The organism is Armatimonadota bacterium (genome assembly GCA_031459855.1).
Taxonomy (GTDB): Bacteria; Sysuimicrobiota; Sysuimicrobiia; order Sysuimicrobiales; family Humicultoraceae; genus Fervidifonticultor; species Fervidifonticultor primus.
Window position 1 is genome coordinate 391,581 of sequence record JAVKHP010000001.1, and the last position, 16,718, is coordinate 408,298.

A 16,718-nucleotide genomic window follows, 5' to 3' on the forward strand; every position below is an offset into this window, starting at 1 on the left:
CCCTCTCCCGCGACCCGTCCACCGAGACTATGCCCTCTCCCCGGCATACGCAGTCGCCGCCGCCGCGGTTCCGCGCCCGACTCCTCGCCGCGCGCAGCCGACCGATCGGCCGCCACGCGGTGCCGCGCACGCCCGCGGCTCACCGGCCCCCGGCGGCCAGCAGACGCTGCAGATCCCGCGGGTTGACCAGCACGACGGCGACCACGGCCCCCGCGGCGGCGAGACCGATCAGGAAGACCGACAGCGCCGCCACCACGGGGTCCTGCTGGCGCTGCAGGTAGTAGAACATGGCCACCGGCAGGGTCATGTTGTCGGTCTTGACCAGGAACAGCGACGTCTCGACCTGGTCCCACGAGATGATGAACGCGAAGAAGGCGCTCACCGCCAGCCCGGTGCGGATCTGCGGGAGCGTGACCTTCCAGAACGTCACCAGGGGCGTCGCGCCCAGGTCCATGGCCGCTTCCTCCAGCGTGCGGTCGACGCCGACCAGCGCGGCCGACAGCACCGAGATGGCAAAGGGCAGGGTCACCATCAGGTGGGCCAGGATCAGGCTGTCCAGGCCGCCGAAGCGGCGCAGGACGATGGCGTAGATCAGCATGGCCACGCCGAACGCGATCCGCGGCACGATCAACGGGGCCAGGAAGACGGCCCGCAGGATCTCGCGGCCCCAGAACCGGTAGCGCACCAGGGCCAGCGCGGCCAGCGTGCCCGCCATCAGGCTGCCGGCCGTGGCCGCCAGCGCCACCAGCAGCGAGTTCACCGCGGCCTGGAACAGGGCAGCCTGCTGGAACAGCTTGACGAACCACCGCAGCGACAGCCCGGGCGGTGGAAAGACAGCGTACGACACGCTGCTGAACGCATAGACGAGCACGAACCCGATCGGCGCCAGCATGAACAGCCAGATGCCGGCCAGGTGGACAGCCAGCGCCAGGCGGACCGGATCGCGCCGGCGGCGCCCTGCCCGCGGGCGGCCATCGCTCATACCGTCACCTCGGCGCGACGGTAGGTCCCCCGCACCAGCAGGTTGCTGGCCACGAGGATGGCCACCGCCAGCCCGAGCAGCACCAGCGCCACCACCGACGCGAACGCCAGGTTCACGGCCTCCATGTCCCGGTAGATCAGGCCCGAGAGGATCTGCACCTTGCCGCCCCCCATGAGGAACGGGGTCACGAAGGCGCTGATGGTCAGCGTGAAGACGATCTGGGCGGCCGCGACCACGCCGGGGAGGGTCAGGGGCAGCGTGACGCGCCGGAAGGTCTGCCACCGGGTGGCGCCCAGGTCCATGGCCGCTTCTTTGAGCTCGCCTCCCAGCTGCCCGATCACGCTCAAGATGGGGAAGACCGCAAAGGGCAGCAGGATGTGGACCATGGCGATCACGATGCCGGTGGTGTTGAAGATGAGGGGGATCGGCTCCCGGACCAGCCCGAGCGTGCGCAGCACCCAGTTCACGGCGCCCGTCGGCGACAGGAGGAGCAGCCAGCCGTAGGTGCGGACCACGACGCTGACGAGGATGGGTGCGAAGAGCACGACGTAGCACGCCAGCGCCCAGCCGGGTCGGCGGATCGTGTGGATCGCGTAGGCCGCAGGATACCCAAGGAGCAGGCACGCGCCGGTGACCACCGCTGCCAGTCGCAGGGTCGTGCCGACCACGCTCCAGTAGTAGGCGTCCCCCAGGAACCGCCGCCAGGCCTCGGCCGTCAGCCGCGGCGTCCCGGCCGCCAGGAACGGGTAGACGCTCATGACGACCAGGACCCCCATGCAGACCCAGAAGACCAGCACGAAGGCCCCGGTCGCCGGTGCCAGCAGCGGCAGGAACGCGAGCCGTCGGGCCCGACGCCGGGCTGCCCGGGCGGGGCGCGCACGCAGGGGGACGGTGGCGGTCGTCACTCGCCCACCACCACCGCGTGGGTCGGCGCCCATCCCACCGCCACCACCGTGCCGGGGCGGAGGTCGGCCGCGGCGTCGTTGTGCACCTCCGCCAGGAGCACGCGGTCATCCCCCACCTGCACCCGCACGCGCACCACCGGTCCCATGAACGTGCAGTCGACGATGCGCCCCTCCCATCGATTGTGCACGGGGGCTGCCGGCCCCAGCTTGACGTGTTCGGGGCGCAGCGACACGGTGACCGGCTGGCCCGCGGCCACGGGGCGGGTCGGGGTGGCGGCGAACCGCAGCGGTCCCACCTCCACCACCGCCGCGGCGCCGTCGGGCCCGACCACGCGGCCCTCGAGGAAGTTGGCCTCGCCGATGAACGCGGCCACGAAGCGCGTGCGCGGCCGCGCGTAGATCTCCTGGCTGGTGCCCACCTGTTCGACGCGGCCCTGGTGCATCACCGCGATGCGGTCCGACATCGTCAGGGCCTCGCCCTGATCGTGGGTCACGTAGACGAAGGTGGTACCCACCCGGTGCTGCAGGGCCTTGAGCTCCGCCTGCATTTGGAGCCGCAGCTTGAGGTCGAGGGCCCCCAGCGGCTCGTCCAGCAGCAGCACCGCGGGTTCGTTGACCAGGGCCCGGGCGATGGCCACCCGCTGCTTCTGCCCGCCCGACAGCTGGTGGATCTCACGGTCAGCGTAGTCCGGCAGGTCCACCAGCTCCAGGACCTCCCGCACCTTGCGCGCGATGCGGTGGGGAGCCACGCGCCGCAGGCGCAGGCCGAAGGCGATGTTCTCGAAGACGTTGAGGTGGGGGAACAGCGCCAGCTGCTGGAACACCATGTTGGTGGCCCGCCGGTAGGGCGGCACGTCGGTGACGTCCTGCCCGCGCAGCCACACCTCACCCTCGTCGGGGTCCTCCAGCCCGCCGATGATGCGCAGGGTGGTGGTCTTGCCGCATCCCGACGGCCCCAGCAGCGAGAAGAACTCGCCGCGGGCGATGGTCAGCGAGACGCGGTCCACGGCACGCACCGCGCCGAACGTCTTGCTGACCTCCCGCAGCTCCACGTCGGGGGGCTCGCCGGCTCTCCCAACGCCTGGCGTTCCCTCTGCGCCCATCTGCAAGCCCACGGGGGCGCCGCGCATCATGCGGCGGCGCGCGGCGCGCCAGACGACGCTGCAGCCCTCACGTCAGGCTCCACGCACGGCCACCTGGCCCACCTGCGCCCTCCTGCCCAGCGGAGTGCGCGCCACCCTAGCGCCCCATCCGCGCCACCACTTCCTTGTCCCACCGCTCGCGCCAGACGCGCTCGTTCTGAGCGATGGTCAGCCAGTCGAACTGGATCGCCCGGGCGATCTCGGCCGGGCTGTACATGGGCAGGTTCCGCAGGCTGGGCGGCGCCACCGACCGCTTGGTGGTCGGCACGAAGTAGGTCAGGGTGGCCCAGCGGGCGAGCCAGCGCTCGGACAGGATGAGGTTGATGACCTCTTCCGCGATGCGCTTTTGCTGCGGCGTCACGCCCTTGACCACCACCAGGTACAGCGGGAAGGCGATGGCGCCCTCGCGCGGGATCACGAACTCCAGCGGCGCCCCCTCCTGCTTCCAGGCCAGCACGTTGCCACCGAACATGGCCGCCAGCCACGCGTCACCGCGCACCACCAGGTCGCGGGTCTCCACGTTGCTGTTGGCGAACGCCAGGAACTGCCCGGCGCGCTCGCTCCAGAGCCGGAAGCCCGGCTCGATGTTCCGCTCGCTGCCGCCGTTGAGCTTGGCGGCGATCACCAGGCCGTTGGCGTACCACGCGTACTTGATGGACGTGACGCGCCCTCGGAAGCGCGGGTGCCACATGTCGGTCCACGACGTGGGCGGCTCGACCCCGGCGCGGCGCAGCACCTCGGGGTTGTACATCAGGCCCACCGGCGCGATGGAGAAGCCGATGCCCCGCTCCCCGGGCCGTCGGTAGGCGTCGGCGATGTTATCGGCGTTGGGGATGTTGCGCAGGTCCAGCGCCTCCCACATGTCGTCCACGTCGCCCTGGTAGGTGAACTGGGCGTTGCTGTAGCCGAAGTGCACCAGCGGCCGGTCGGGGGTCAGCTTGCGGGCGCTGACCATCTTGGGGTAGACTTCAAAGTTCTGTCCCTCCAGCACGTCGATCTGCACGCCGGGGTGGTTGCGCATGTAGAAGCGGGCCACCTCGTGGGCCACCACCGGCAGGTTGAGGCCCGACCACACGAACAGCGTCAGCCGCTCGGTGCCGCCGGCAGCGGCCTGGCGCGCCAGGCCCAGCGTCGCGCCCCCAAGCTGCGCCAGCGCCACCACCTCGAGGCCGGCCCGCGCGCCGCGCGCCAGCAGTGCCCTGCGTGTCAGCCGTGGTCCCATGACCGGTCCCTCCCCTCGCAGGCTCTCATCCGTTTCCGTGTGTCACGATCCGCGCGTCGTCCAGGTCGCCGAGCATGTACGCGTAGTCCCCCGGGTTCACCGCCGTCACGCCCTGCCGCAGCAGCACCACGACGTTTCGGGCGAACGGGGCCCGCAGCTCCTCCAGCACCTCGAAGGTGTACGGCGAGCGCACCCGCCCCAACAGCGTGCCGCCGGCGATCTCGCGGTGCATGGCCGCGACGTCCAGCGCCGACTCGAGCAGCCCGCCGTGCGCCGGCCGCAGGGTGGCCATGCGGGTCACGACGACTTGCCTGGGCGGGCGCTCGATGGCCCCGTCCAGCATCCCCAGGTGGCGCATCACGTTCAGGACGCCGCGTACCCCCAGCGCCACGTAGTGGTCGTCGCGCACGTACCCGCCGCCCAGTTCGGCGACGATCGCGGTCTTGCCACCGGCGGCGGCGAGCGCACCCAGGGTGCCCGCGTAGCCCGACACCTGGCGAACCACCCCCTGGCCGAACGCCAGCGCGGCATCCAGATCGTACAGGCTGATGGTGTAGTCGACGATGGGGAACGTACCGCCGGCGTGGAGGTCGACCAGGTGCGTCACCTCGTCCAGGAACTGCGTCTGCAGGGCGTGCGCCAGACGTGCGGGCAGGTCCAGCGTCGGATCGGCCGGGAAGACGCGGTTGAGGTTGCCGATCTCCACCGCGAGCGGCGTCCCCCGGCTGAGCGCCTGGAAGGCCAGGGGGTTCGCCACCGGCACGAGCCGCAGCCGTCCGCGCAGCCGGCGCGGGTCCACGGCGTCGCGCACCGCCCGGACGATCTGCGGGCCCGTGATCTCGTCGCCGTGCACCAGCGCCGACACGCCAAGCGTCGGGCCGTCGGCGGCCCCGTCGATCTCGTGCACGGGCACCCGCAGCGCCGCGCCGCTGGCCAGCATGCTCACCTCGATCCACCGGATCCGTGTGCTCATCGTCCGGCGCATTTCGCGGTCCCGGAGCGTACTCCCTGCGGCTGGCCGGACGTCTGACCACAATGCACTTCCTAAGAATACTCAATGTTCAATGAGTTTTAAAGCGCAACCTGGCGGCCGCCGGGGAGCAATCGACAGGGCAGGCAGACCCTGGTGGGATCACCAAGCCCAGGCAAGATCTTCAGGTCCCGGCAGGGTCATCTGTCCCGGCAGGGCCACCAGGCACCGACGGCGTCGGCCGGCCTGGCGGGGTGCACAAGCCCCCGGCAGGGGCGACAGGCCCCGAATGCACGGTGCGAACCGTCATGAGGGCCCGGACCCATCGTCGCCCCTGGCCGCCTGTGCGGCCCGGCCCACGACGCGATCCACCAGCCCCGGAGCCAGGACGTTGAGCGCGATCATCGCCCGGTAGACGCCCGGCAGCACGTGCCGCGGCCGCGGCCGGTCGGCCAGGGCCACGATGGCGGCAGCGACACGGTCGGCGTCGGTGCGCAGCCAGCGCAGCTCCCGCCACCGTCCCCGTACGGCGCGCAGGCCCCGTCCGACAGCCCCATGCGCCCCGAACTCCGTCCCCTCCACCGGCCCCGGCGCGATCACGCAGACGTGCACACCCTGCGGCCCCACCTCGCGCCGCAGCGCCTCGCTGAACCCGTCGAGGCCGAACTTCGCGGCGTTGTAGATCGACATGGTGGGCGTGGCGATGCGGCCCGCCACGGACCCGACGTTGACGATCACGCCGCGCCGCTGCGCCAGCATCGCCGGGAGGACTGCGCGGACCAGCAGGATCGGTGCCAGCAGGTTCACCTGGAGCTGGGCCTCGATCTCGGCGACGGACAGGCGCTCCAGCCAGTCGTAGCGGCCCAGGCCGGCGTTGTTCACCAGCACGTCGATGCGACCGTACCGCTCGAGCGTGGCACGGGCCACGCGCTCGACGTCGTCGGGGCGCGTGAGGTCTGCAGGAACCACCAGCGCGTCGGGAAGGGCAGCGGCCAGCTGCCGGAGCCGCTCGACACGCCGCGCCACCAGCACCACGCGGTCTCCGGCGCGGCCGAACGCTCGGGCCGTGGCCTCCCCGATGCCACTGGACGCGCCCGTCACGATCACCACCCGCCCGCTCATGGCTGGCTCCTCTCCACACTGCTCCTGTGCCGCACCCGCTCGGCCTCACCACTTGGGCGCGCCCGGCGCAGATGCGGCTGCTGCCCCCGGGCCGCACCCGCTCGACGTCACCTGCGGCGTATGGCGCCGGGCGGCGGCGAGGGCGGCGCACCTCCACGCGGCCCCTGTGCTGCCCGGCGTCGCGGACGCCGGGATCCACCGCGCCGGGTGGCACGCGCCCTGGACACTGCCTGCTCGCAGGCGCCGGGACCCGTCGCGCGCGAGGGCACGCGCCCCTGGACACCGCCTGTTCGCGGGTGCCAGGGCCCACCCCTGGGCAACTGGCGGATGTTGTAGCCCAAGGCACGAGGTCAGCTTAGCGCAAGCGTCGCTGCTCCACCGCGGCACACGGCCCGGGTGATGCGTCGCCGGTAGCCATGGCGAGTAATCCCCCGGGGGCGCGCGGGCACGGGCAGGACCCCGCAGGCGGCTGCAGAACACCAGCCCGCGATTCGATCGCTGTCGGCGATCGCGCGCCACCTTGCCCGAGGAGGGCGGCGCGCAAATCCGGGAGCGCCCGGCCTGCGGCAGGGCGCTGACCCCATCGGGCAGCCACTGTGAGGGGAGGTCCCATGGCAGACGTCGTGCACCTGTCCAGGATCCGCGTCTACCAGGAGCAGCGGCCCAAGCGCCGCGCCTACATCGCCGACTTCCCCACGCCGATCTACTTCGGCGTGCACGCCGGCGTCGCGGCCTTCTACAAGATGACGCCCGAGGAGCCGCTGCCGTCCACGCTCGACTACCTGGTGGCGGCAGCCGCCGGCTGACTCACGGGGACTCTGGCCGGCGCGCTGGAGGCGCGCGGGATCCCCAGCTACCCCGACCGCCTGTGGGCCGAGGCCGAGGGCACCGTGGCGGCGCCCGAGGGCGTCATGAAGGTCACGCACATCAAGGTGACCTACCACCTGACGATCCCTGCGGGCAAGCGGCCGGAGGCCGAGCGCGCGCTGGCGGTCTTCGAGACGCGCTGCCCGGTGGCCCAGACGTTGAAGGGCTGCGTGACGCTCGAGCACCATGCCGTCATCGACGAGGAGCCGGCGTAGCCCCGGGCGCCGCGGGGCACACGCGCCGCGGCGGGTGTGCCACCGGGCCCCCTGCGGTGTACGGCCCGCACCGGGCGTCCCCGAGCCCGCCTGCGGCGCGCGTCCTGGTGTGGCCGGGCCTGCGCCGCGAGTGGGGCCGCGATGCGACCATCCGACCCTGACGCCCAGCGCCCCGAAGCCGGCCGGGGGCAGCAGGCCATGAGCGCAGCGGCCGCCATCGCCTTCCGCGCGGTCAGCAAGCGCTTCACCACGCCGGACGGCCACAGCTACCAGGCCATCGAGGACGTCAGCGTGGCGATCCCCCGTGGCGAGTTCGTCTCGATCGTGGGCCCCACGGGCTGCGGGAAGAGCACGCTCCTCAACCTGGCCGCAGGGTTGCTGGCCCCCGACCGCGGCGCGGTGGAGGTGTTCGGCGCACCGCTGGCCGGCCTGAACCGCTACGCCACCTACCTGTTCCAGCACGACGTGCTGCTGCCGTGGAAGACCGCCGAGGAGAACGTGATGCTGGGCCTGCTGTTCCGCCGGATGCCGGCGGCCCAGGCGCGGGCGCAGGCGCGGCAGTGGCTGGCGCGCGTCGGTCTGGCGGGGTTCGAGCGCCACTACCCCCACCAGCTCTCGGGCGGCATGCGCAAGCGCGTGGCGCTGGCCCAGCACCTCATCGTGGACCCCGCGATCCTCCTGATGGACGAGCCGTTCGCGGCGCTGGACGTCCAGACCCGGCAGCTGATGGAGAACGACCTGCTACGCATCTGGGCGGAGTTCCGCAAGACCGTGCTCTTCGTCACCCATGACCTGGAGGAGGCGATCGCGCTGGCCGACCGGGTGGTGGTGCTCTCGGCGGGCCCGGCAGCCCGCGTGATCGGCGACTACGCCGTGGCGCTGCCGCGCCCGCGGGACGTGGCCGAGGTCCGGCTGGACCGGGCGTTCGGGGACCTCTACCGCGCCATCTGGGAGCATCTCTCCGGCGAGGTCCGCAAGGCCTATGCGCGTGCGCATCCCGCCTAGGATCGCAGTCTGGCAGGCCGCCGTGTTCGTCGGCGGCCTCCTGCTGTGGGAGGGGCTGGTCGCGCGCGGCTGGCTCGACCCCTTCTTCTTCAGCCGCCCGACCCACGTGGCCGCCCGCATCGCCCAGTGGGTCGCCAGCGGCAGCATCTACCGCCACGCCTGGGTCACGACCCAGGAGACGGTGCTGGCGTTCGTCATCGGCACGGTGCTGGGGGTCGCCGCCGGCTTCGCGTTCGCCCGCGCGCCGGGGCTGTCGCGGGTGTTCGAACCCTACGTGAAGGTCGCCAACGCCATGCCCCGCATCGTGCTGGCCCCGATCTTCACCCTCTGGTTCGGCCTGGGCATCCTCTCCAAGGTGGCGTTTGGCGTGACGCTGGTGTTCTTCATCGTCTTCTTCAACACGTACCAGGGCGTGCGGGACGTGGACCGCAACATCCTGAACAACGCCCGCATGCTGGGCGCCTCCGAACGCGACCTCGTCCGGCACGTGCTACTGCCCTCGGCCATGACGTGGATCCTGGCGAGCCTGCACACCAGCGTGGGGCTGGCGCTGGTCGGCGCCGTGGTCGGCGAGTACCTGGGCTCGGCGCGGGGCCTGGGCTACCTGATCGCCCAGGCGGAAGGGCTGCTGGACACCACCGGCGTCATCGCCGGCATCGTGGTGCTGTCGGGGTTCGTGCTGGTCGTCGATCTCCTGGTCACGCTGGTGGAGCGGCGGCTCCTGGTCTGGAAACCGGGCGCGCCGGGAGAAGCCCGCTAACCGTGACGCCCCGCCGGGGAGACCGGGAGGATCGATGACCTGGGGCCCAGTGGACATGCGTTCTGCCTGGGAGTACGAGCCCACCTCCTGGTGCGGCCACCCACGTCGTTGGCGCCCTGGCGTTCCACGCCGGATCCGGGTCTCCGGGAGGTCTGCAGATGATCACCGGCATTGATCATGTGGTCATTCTGGTGGATGACCTCGCCACCGCGATGGCCGCCTACCAGCGCGCCGGCTTCGACGTCGTCCGGGGTGGTGCACACCCGCGGTGGGGCACGGAGAATGCGTTGATCGCGCTGGCCGACGGCACCTATCTCGAGTTGCTGGCTGCGCGCGACCGGCGCCAGGCGGCCGGCCACCGGCTCTGGATGCGGCCCACGGGCCAGATGCGCGCGCCGGGGGAGTACGGCGGGTTCATGGTGGGCACCAGCGACCTCGCCGGCGACGTACGCAGGCTGCGTGCCAGGGGGGTCGCCGTGGGGGACCCCGCTCCCGGCGCGCGGGTGCGACCGGACGGCCAGCAGGTCCGCTGGCGGCTGGCGTTCCCAGAACGATGGGACATGCCTGCGCTCATCGAAGACGCGACGCCCCGGGACCTGCGCGTCCCCGCGCCCGTGGGGGTGAACCGGCACGTGCGTCTGGCCGAAGTCGTCGTGGCGGTCCCGGACCTGGAGGACGCAGTCCACGCCTATACGGCCCTGGAGGGCGTCACCGTGGACACGGTGCACGATGGGACCCCTTCGATGCGCCGCGCCAGGATCCGGTTTGCGCACCCAGCGGCCTGCCCGGTGGTGTTGATGCAGCCCGCCCCGGGCGATGACCTCCACCACCACATGGAGCGCTTCGGGCCCGGGGTTGGGTGGATCACCCTGGAGATCGAGGGAGGGATGCATCGCCTCCGGGCGCTGGCCGACGCGCCGCAGGGTCAGGCCGCAGTCCGACAGCTCGAGCCTGCCTGGACCGGCGGCGTCAGGATCTTCGTCGCCGAGCGCCTGGGGGCTGGCTGACCCTCCCCGCCCCCGCAGGTGGGCCGGTGGATCAGGCCCATGCCGCGGCCGCAGGCGGTGCCTTCACGCCCGTGCTCGGTGGGCCGGTGCCGCCCACCGGCCAGCCGCACGGGGACGTCGGGTAGGCCTCGGCCCCGCCGGCAGCGAACTCTTCTGCGCGGAACACCACGGGGGCATCGATAATCGGTCTGACGGAACCGGGAAGGAGGACGGAGATGGCCAGTAGGGGCGCTGTAGTGCTCGTCATCGGGCTGGTCCTGGCCGCGCTGACGGCGCCCGCAGTCGGCCAGCCGGCCAGGCCCGAGAAGCCGCGGTTCGTGCTGGCGATCGGCGGCAAGGAAGCGCTGGTCTACCTGCCCGTGACCGTGGCCGAACGCCTCGGCTACTTCAAGGAGGCGGGCCTGGATCCCGACATGCAGAACTTCGCCGGCGGCGGTCAGGCGCTGCGGGCCCTCATCGGCGGCAGCGCCGACGCGGTCAGCGGGTTCTACGACCACACGATCCAGATGCAGGCCCAGGGCCGCAAGATCAAAGCCGTGGTCATGCAGCAGCGCTACCCCGGGCTGGTGCTGGCCGTCGCCAGGCACGCGGCCGACGCTGGCGTCCGCGACCTGACGGCGCTGCGGGGCAAGAAGATCGGCGTCACCGCCCCGGGGTCGTCGACCCACTTCTTCGTGAACTACCTGATGGCCAAGGTGGGCGTGGGCCTGGACGAGTTCAGCATCATCGGCGTGGGGCCCGGCGCCACGGCCGTGGCCGCGGTGCGCGCGCGGCAGATCGACGCCATCAGCAACGTCGACCCGACGATCACCACGCTGTCGGCCAGCGGCGACCTGCCCGTGATCCTGGCCGACACCCGCACCACCACCGGCACGCTGCGGGTCTTCGGCGGCCCGTATCCGGCGGCGTGCATCTACGTGCGCGAGGAGTTCCTCCAGCAGTACCCCAACACGGTACAGGCCATCGCCACCGCCATGATCCGCGCCCTGCGGTGGATCAAAGCCCACCGGGTCGAGGAGGTCGTGGCCCTCATGCCGCCGGAGTACTACCAGGGGAACAAGGAGCTCTACACGCAGGCGGTGCGCGCGATGCTCGAGTCGTACTCGCTGGACGGGCGCATCTCGCCCGCCGGCGCGGCCAACGTCGCGGGCGTGCTGGCCACGTTCGACGCGGCGGTGCGGCGCGCCACGATCAGCGTGGCCGAGACCTACGACATGCGCTTCGTGGAAGCCTACTGGAAGGCACCGAAGTAGCGCTGTGGCGACACGGTCGGCCGGCGCCACCGACCGTGGGAGGGGCGCCGGGGAGCACCACCGCCTTTCCAGGGGCGCCGCGGCAGGCGCACCGCGGCGCCGACCGCCCCCCACACCGCGGCCTCGCGCCGCGTGCGCTCAGTCGCCCTTGCCCGGGCTTGGCGCCGGCGGCCGGTAGGGCGCCGGGATGAACTCCACCCCGGGCCGGCGCTGCCGGGTCTGCGGGTAGAGTTCCATCAGCTCGTAGATCTCCCGCGGCATCTCGTCGCTCACCCGCAGCCCGAGCTGCCGGGCCTCGTCGAAGTTGATGGGGTAGTCGTGGGTCCACCGCCCGTCGCTGAGCGCCCGGGCGATCTCGTCGGCCTGCGCCGGCGCGTGGTGCTCCAGCAGGAGCTGGTAGACCGTCTGGTGCACCTGCTGAAGCGCCTTGCGGGCGATGTCGCCCAGGATCAGGGTCTGGTCGTCGCGGTTGGGGTTGGGCGTCTCCAGGGCCTTGAGCACCGAGGCCGCGGGCACGTATCCCGTCTGCGGCCCGCCCAGCTGCGGGTCGACCGGCCCCAGCACGGCATCGGGGTCCATGACGATCTGGTCCGCGGCCAGCGCCACCAGGGTGCCGCCCGACATGGCGTAGTGCGGGATGAAGACCGTCACGGTCCCCTTGTGCCGCTTCAGCGCCCACGCGATCTGCTCCGCGGCCAGCACCAGCCCACCGGGGGTGTGGATGATCAGGTCGATGGGCATCTCGGGCGGAGTCAGCCGGATGGCGCGCAGCACCTGCTCGGAGTCCTCGATGTCGATGTAGCGCGCGATCGGCAGCCCCAGCAGGCTCATGGTCTCCTGCCGGTGGATCATGGTGATGACCCGCGACCGCCGCCGGGTCTCGATGGCCCGGATCGCCATCAGGCGTCGGGCGGCCTGCATCCGCTGCTGGAGGAGTGGGATGAAGATCTGCAGCAGGACCAGGATCCAGATCAGGTTCAGCAGGTCACTCATCGGCCGTCGTCGCGATGGGCCGGTGCCCTACGGATCGGTCGTCGTCAACGCGGGGGCCACCGCGTGCCAGGCGGCGGCCACCGCGTCCGCGATGGCGTCCACCTCGGCCTCGGCGTGCGCCGCGGTCACGGTGATGCGCAGCCGGCTGGTCCGCGGCGGGACCGCCGGCGAGAGGATCGGCAGCGCGAAGATGTCGCGGTCGAAGAGGAAGCGGGCCATGCGTACGGTCCGCTCGTCGTCGCCGGCGATCACGGGGACGATCGGCGTGGGGTCGTCGCGGACCGGCAACCCCGCGGCGCGCAGCCGGGCCCGCAGGCGGCCCGCGTTGGCCTGCAGCCGCGCCACGCGCTCGGGTTCCGCCTGCATCACGTCCAGCGCCGCGATCGTCGCGGCGGCGCTGGCCGGCGGCATGGCCGCCGAGAAGACGAACGCCCGCGAGGCGTGCTTGAGGTAGAGCACCAGGTCTTCCGACCCGGCGATGACGCCGCCGGCGGAGGGCACGCTCTTGGACAGCGAGCTCATCTTGACGTCGACGACGCCGCACAGCCCGAAGTGCTCCTCGATGCCGGCGCCGGTCGGGCCCAGCACGCCCAGCGAGTGCGACTCGTCCACCATCAGCCAGGCCCCGTGCCGGCGGCAGACCTCGACGAGCGCCGGCAGATCGTAGACGTCGCCGTCCATGCTGAACACGGCGTCCACCACCACGAGGGCGCCGGCCCCCGCGGCCACCCGGCCCAGCTCCCGGTCGATGGCGGCCACGTCACGGTGCGGCACGCGCACGAAGCGCGCGCCCGACAGCAGGCACCCGTCCACGATGCTGGCGTGGTTGAGCTTGTCACAGATCACGACGTCGCCCCGGCCCACCAGCGCCGAGATCGCCGCGAAGTTGGCCAGGTAGCCGCTGGAGTAGGCTACGGCGCCCGCCGCGCCGAGGAAGGCGGCGAGCCGGTCCTCGAGGCGGTCGTGGAGGTCGGTGTTCCCCGCCAGCAGGCGCACGCCGTGGGTCCCGGTGCCGTAGCGGTCGAGCGCGGCCGCCGCCGCCGCCTGGATCGCGGGGTGCCCCAGCAGGCCCAGGTACGAGTAGGACGACGCCAGTAGCATCCGTCGCCCGCGGATCGTCACGTAGGCGCCGTCGATGGCCGCCACCGGCTCCAGGTAGAAGTAGAGCCGCCGGTCCCGGTAGGCCCGGACCCGGTCGGCGATCTCGCGGACGCGCCGCTCGATGGCGCTCACCGGTCTCCTCTCCACGTGCAACGGTTGGAGTAAGCAGTTGGCGATGGCGACGGCGGCTTCCTCCCGCCCACGCCGGTCAGGGCCGCAGGGCGCGGAAGGCCGCCGCGGCGTCGTCGAGCGCGCCGCGCAGGCTGCGGCGACCGCGCAGCCCCTCCACGAGCGCCGCGCTCACGGCCGCCTCCACGGATTCGCGCCGGGCCCCCACAAACCGACGCACCGGGTGGCGCAGCGCTTCGCCCGCCGTGGCGAGCAGTGGCCCGACCACCGCGTCCGCCCGCAGCTCGCGGTCGTCGTACAGGCGCGCGGCGGTGGGCAGGTATCCGCGGGTCTTCAGCGCGACGACCTGCACCGGGTCCGATGCGAGATGGTCCAGCAGATCCCAGGCCGCGTCGTCCACGCCCCGCCACACCGCGCGTGTGGTGAGGGCGTAGCCGTCGGCCTCGTAGACCGTGGCCGTGCGCGGCGTGCCGGGGCCAAAGCCCGGGAGCACGGCGATCCCCACCTGGCCGCCCAGCGCGCCGCCGCGGCGCGCTCCCACGGCGTCCACCCACACCGACGTCGTCGCCGCCATCATGGCCGCGCGGCCGGCCAGGAACAGCTGCCGGGCCCCGGTCGGCGACAGGGCCAGTGCGCCCGGGTCCAGGCAGCGGTGCTCGGAGAGCAGGGCGGCCATCGCCTCCAGCGCCCGTACCCCGCGCGCGTCGTTGAAGGCGGGCTCGCCCCGGGCGTCCACGATCGCACCGCCAGCACGGTAGAGCCACCGCTCGAACGCGGTGAACAGCGGCGCGCCGGGCGCCAGGCTCTCGACGTACCCCCACTGGTCGATGTACCCGTCGCCGTCGCGGTCGCGGGTCAGGCGCCGACACGCTGCCCCCAACTCGGCCACGGTGCGCGGTGGCTGCAGCGGGTCCAGGCCCGCCTCGGCAAAGAGACGCACGTTCCACAGCAGCACCCAGAGGGTGAAGCGGCGCGGGAGCCCGTACGGCTGACCGCCGGCCGTCACCGGCGCGCGCGCTGCCGGCAGCATGCGCGCGCGCGCCGCAGGCGGCCACCGGTCGGCGACGGAGGCGAACAGCGTCGGAAACTCCGCCACCCACGCACCGGTCACCCGTACCAGATCGGCGTCCAGCGCGCCGCCTGCCACGGCGGCCGCCAGGCGCGCGCGGGTGGCGGCGCGCGACGCGGGCACCCACTCCACCTGCACCTCTCCGGCGCGCGCGCGGGCATACGCCACCGCTGCCTGGTACCACGGGTTCCCTGCCGGCCCCTCATCGAGCACGCGGAGCACGACGGGCCCTGCCGCGCCGGGAAAGGCACCCGCCAGCACCAGCGCGCAGGCCGCGACGATCCCCCACCGCACGATCGTCGTCGCCCACGGACGCGCCCCGCGCGTGCCCCGCCCCGGCACCGCACTGCGCCGTCCTCGCCCGGACTCGGGGTGTCCCGCAGCCCCCATCCCTGCCGGCAGTGCGGCGCAGCGGACGGCGCGTCCTGGCGCGGCGGTCCTGCTCAGCGGCTCGAGACCGGCGCCGGCTCGTGCAGCCCCACCGGACGCCGCAGGTACCGCCCGCTCGGTGGCGCGCACACGGTGCCGTGGGCGTAGACGAGCCGCCCGCCCAGGATCGTGTGCGTCGGCCAGCCGCGCAGCCGCAGGCCCGCAAACGGGGTGAAGTCCTGCGCCGAGAGCAGCACGTCTGGCGCCACCACCTGCTCGCGCGCCGGGTCGACCACGGTGAGGTCGGCGTCGCTGCCCGGCGCCAGCGTCCCCTTGCGCGGGAACAGTCCGAACGCCCGCGCCGGGTTGGCGCTCACCAGCTCGGCCACGCGGACCACCGACAGCCCGCGGCGGTGCACGCCCTCCGAGAGCAGGTAGGGGTAGAGCAACGCCGTCCCGCCGAAGCCCGGGAGCGCCTTCCACAGGTCCTCACCCTTCTGCTCCTCGAAGCAGCAGGCGTGGTCGCTGACGACGGTGTCCATCGTGCCGTCCAGCACCGCCTGCCACAGCGCGTCCCGGTCGTCCTCGGTGCGGATCGGCGGGTTCACTTTGCCCGCGATCCCGCCGGCGGTCGCGTGGGTGAGCGCCAGGTGGTGCACCGTCGTCTCCAGGCGAATGTCCAGGTGCGGGTAGGCGCGCTTCGCTGCGGCGCCGTCGGTCACGGCATCGCGGCTGGAGAGGTGCAGCAGGTTGATCGGGCACCGGGTCACGTCCGCCAGCAGCACCGCTTCCGCCATGGAGAGCCGCTCGGTGAGCGGGGGCCGGGCCTCGTGGTAGGCCGCGAGCCCTTCGCGCCCCGCCTGCTTCACCCGCTCGATGAACACGCGGATCAGCTCGGCGTGCTCGCAGTGCAGGCTGAGCGAGACGCGGCCGAACCGCCCGTAGCGCTGGGCGGCGGCGGTCACCTGCTCCATGAGCAGGAAGAGGTGGCCGAGGTCGTAGGTCTCGGCCATGGTGTAGTCGCTGCCCCGCGTGGAGTCGGCGGTGAGGTTCAGGCCCTTGTAGAACATGTAGTACTTGAACGACCCGACACCCTGCTCGCGGACCAGCCAGTCCACCTCGTCCAGCTGGTCGGCCGTCATGATGGCGATGTGGAAGCCGTAGTCGGTGTGCGCGCGGCCGTTGGTCAGGTGCAGCACCTCGGGGAAGATCTGGCGGTAGGGCCCGCTCTTGTTCAGGTAGTGCTGGCCAGTCCGGAAGTAGCTGAGCACCGTGGTCACGCCTCCGACCAGCGCCGAGCGGGTCTCCGACGTCGTGTCGTCCGCCAGCGACCGGTAGATGCCGAGGTGGAAGTGTGAGTCCACGGCGCCGGGCAGCACCAGCCGGTCCCGGGCATCGATCACCTCGGCCGCCTGCGACGCATCCAGTCCCTCGACCAGGGCCGCGATGCGCCCGTCGCGGATCGCCACGTCGCAGCGGACGGTCCCCGTGTAGGGGAGCACCACGGTCCCGTTCACGATCGCCAGGTCCCACCGCGCCATCTCCTCGTCCTCCTTTCAGTCCGCGCAGGTGTTCGACTGCTCCGCGCAGCGGCCCGAGGCTCCGGG

The 16,718-nt window shown here is 72.6% G+C and carries 16 protein-coding genes; 6 read left to right on the forward strand and 10 right to left on the reverse strand.

Annotation, left to right across the window (positions count from 1 at the left end):
• Positions 1 to 139: 139 nt before the first annotated feature.
• From QN157_01730 to QN157_01755, 6 genes are all read right to left on the reverse strand, one after another.
• Complete coding sequence (locus tag QN157_01730) at positions 140 to 982, reverse strand: ABC transporter permease (GenBank protein ID MDR7554306.1); 843 nt, start codon at positions 980 to 982, stop codon at positions 140 to 142.
• Complete coding sequence (locus QN157_01735) at positions 979 to 1,887, reverse strand: ABC transporter permease (protein MDR7554307.1); 909 nt, start codon at positions 1,885 to 1,887, stop codon at positions 979 to 981. The genes QN157_01730 and QN157_01735 overlap by 4 nt, the downstream gene beginning before the upstream one ends.
• Positions 1,884 to 2,990 (reverse strand): ABC transporter ATP-binding protein, encoded by a 1,107-nt coding sequence (locus QN157_01740; protein ID MDR7554308.1) that lies wholly within the window; start codon positions 2,988 to 2,990, stop codon positions 1,884 to 1,886. Before QN157_01740 ends, QN157_01735 begins: the two co-directional genes overlap by 4 nt.
• A gap of 136 nt (positions 2,991 to 3,126) precedes the next feature.
• Positions 3,127 to 4,251, reverse strand: a complete 1,125-nt coding sequence (locus QN157_01745) for an extracellular solute-binding protein (protein MDR7554309.1) — start codon at positions 4,249 to 4,251, stop codon at positions 3,127 to 3,129.
• Positions 4,252 to 4,276: 25 nt separating this feature from the next.
• Positions 4,277 to 5,224, reverse strand: coding sequence for a succinylglutamate desuccinylase/aspartoacylase family protein (locus QN157_01750; GenBank protein MDR7554310.1), 948 nt, complete (start codon positions 5,222 to 5,224; stop codon positions 4,277 to 4,279).
• Between the two features lie 303 nt (positions 5,225 to 5,527).
• Complete coding sequence (locus QN157_01755; protein MDR7554311.1) at positions 5,528 to 6,343, reverse strand: SDR family oxidoreductase; 816 nt, start codon at positions 6,341 to 6,343, stop codon at positions 5,528 to 5,530.
• Between the two features lie 611 nt (positions 6,344 to 6,954).
• Here QN157_01755 and QN157_01760 point away from each other — a divergent pair.
• The 6 genes from QN157_01760 to QN157_01785 all read left to right on the forward strand — a co-directional run bounded on the left by QN157_01760 (position 6,955) and on the right by QN157_01785 (position 11,450).
• On the forward strand, positions 6,955 to 7,149 hold the full coding sequence (locus tag QN157_01760) for a hypothetical protein (GenBank protein MDR7554312.1): 195 nt from the start codon (positions 6,955 to 6,957) through the stop codon (positions 7,147 to 7,149).
• A gap of 12 nt (positions 7,150 to 7,161) precedes the next feature.
• A complete protein-coding gene (locus QN157_01765) occupies positions 7,162 to 7,425 on the forward strand; it encodes an OsmC family protein (protein ID MDR7554313.1) in 264 nt (87 codons plus the stop codon).
• A 198-nt stretch (positions 7,426 to 7,623) separates the two neighbouring features.
• Positions 7,624 to 8,430 (forward strand): ABC transporter ATP-binding protein, encoded by an 807-nt coding sequence (locus tag QN157_01770; GenBank protein ID MDR7554314.1) that lies wholly within the window; start codon positions 7,624 to 7,626, stop codon positions 8,428 to 8,430.
• Positions 8,408 to 9,190: an ABC transporter permease gene (locus QN157_01775; GenBank protein MDR7554315.1), complete on the forward strand. Its 783-nt coding sequence runs from the start codon at positions 8,408 to 8,410 to the stop codon at positions 9,188 to 9,190. Before QN157_01770 ends, QN157_01775 begins: the two co-directional genes overlap by 23 nt.
• Before the next feature lie 158 nt (positions 9,191 to 9,348).
• Positions 9,349 to 10,197, forward strand: coding sequence for a VOC family protein (locus tag QN157_01780; protein MDR7554316.1), 849 nt, complete (start codon positions 9,349 to 9,351; stop codon positions 10,195 to 10,197).
• Positions 10,198 to 10,412: 215 nt separating this feature from the next.
• Positions 10,413 to 11,450, forward strand: coding sequence for an ABC transporter substrate-binding protein (locus QN157_01785; protein ID MDR7554317.1), 1,038 nt, complete (start codon positions 10,413 to 10,415; stop codon positions 11,448 to 11,450).
• Positions 11,451 to 11,588: 138 nt separating this feature from the next.
• On the opposite strand, the gene QN157_01790 is transcribed toward QN157_01785, so the two are convergent.
• The 4 genes from QN157_01790 to QN157_01805 all read right to left on the reverse strand — a co-directional run bounded on the left by QN157_01790 (position 11,589) and on the right by QN157_01805 (position 16,652).
• Positions 11,589 to 12,443: an ATP-dependent Clp protease proteolytic subunit gene (locus QN157_01790; protein ID MDR7554318.1), complete on the reverse strand. Its 855-nt coding sequence runs from the start codon at positions 12,441 to 12,443 to the stop codon at positions 11,589 to 11,591.
• 27 nt (positions 12,444 to 12,470) lie between these two features.
• Positions 12,471 to 13,676 carry an aminotransferase class I/II-fold pyridoxal phosphate-dependent enzyme gene (locus QN157_01795; protein ID MDR7554319.1) on the reverse strand — a complete coding sequence of 402 codons (1,206 nt, stop codon included), beginning with the start codon at positions 13,674 to 13,676 and terminating at the stop codon, positions 12,471 to 12,473.
• Positions 13,677 to 13,752: 76 nt separating this feature from the next.
• Positions 13,753 to 15,036 carry an extracellular solute-binding protein gene (locus QN157_01800; GenBank protein ID MDR7554320.1) on the reverse strand — a complete coding sequence of 428 codons (1,284 nt, stop codon included), beginning with the start codon at positions 15,034 to 15,036 and terminating at the stop codon, positions 13,753 to 13,755.
• 149 nt (positions 15,037 to 15,185) lie between these two features.
• A complete protein-coding gene (locus tag QN157_01805; GenBank protein ID MDR7554321.1) occupies positions 15,186 to 16,652 on the reverse strand; it encodes a dihydroorotase family protein in 1,467 nt (488 codons plus the stop codon).
• Positions 16,653 to 16,718: the final 66 nt, after the last annotated feature.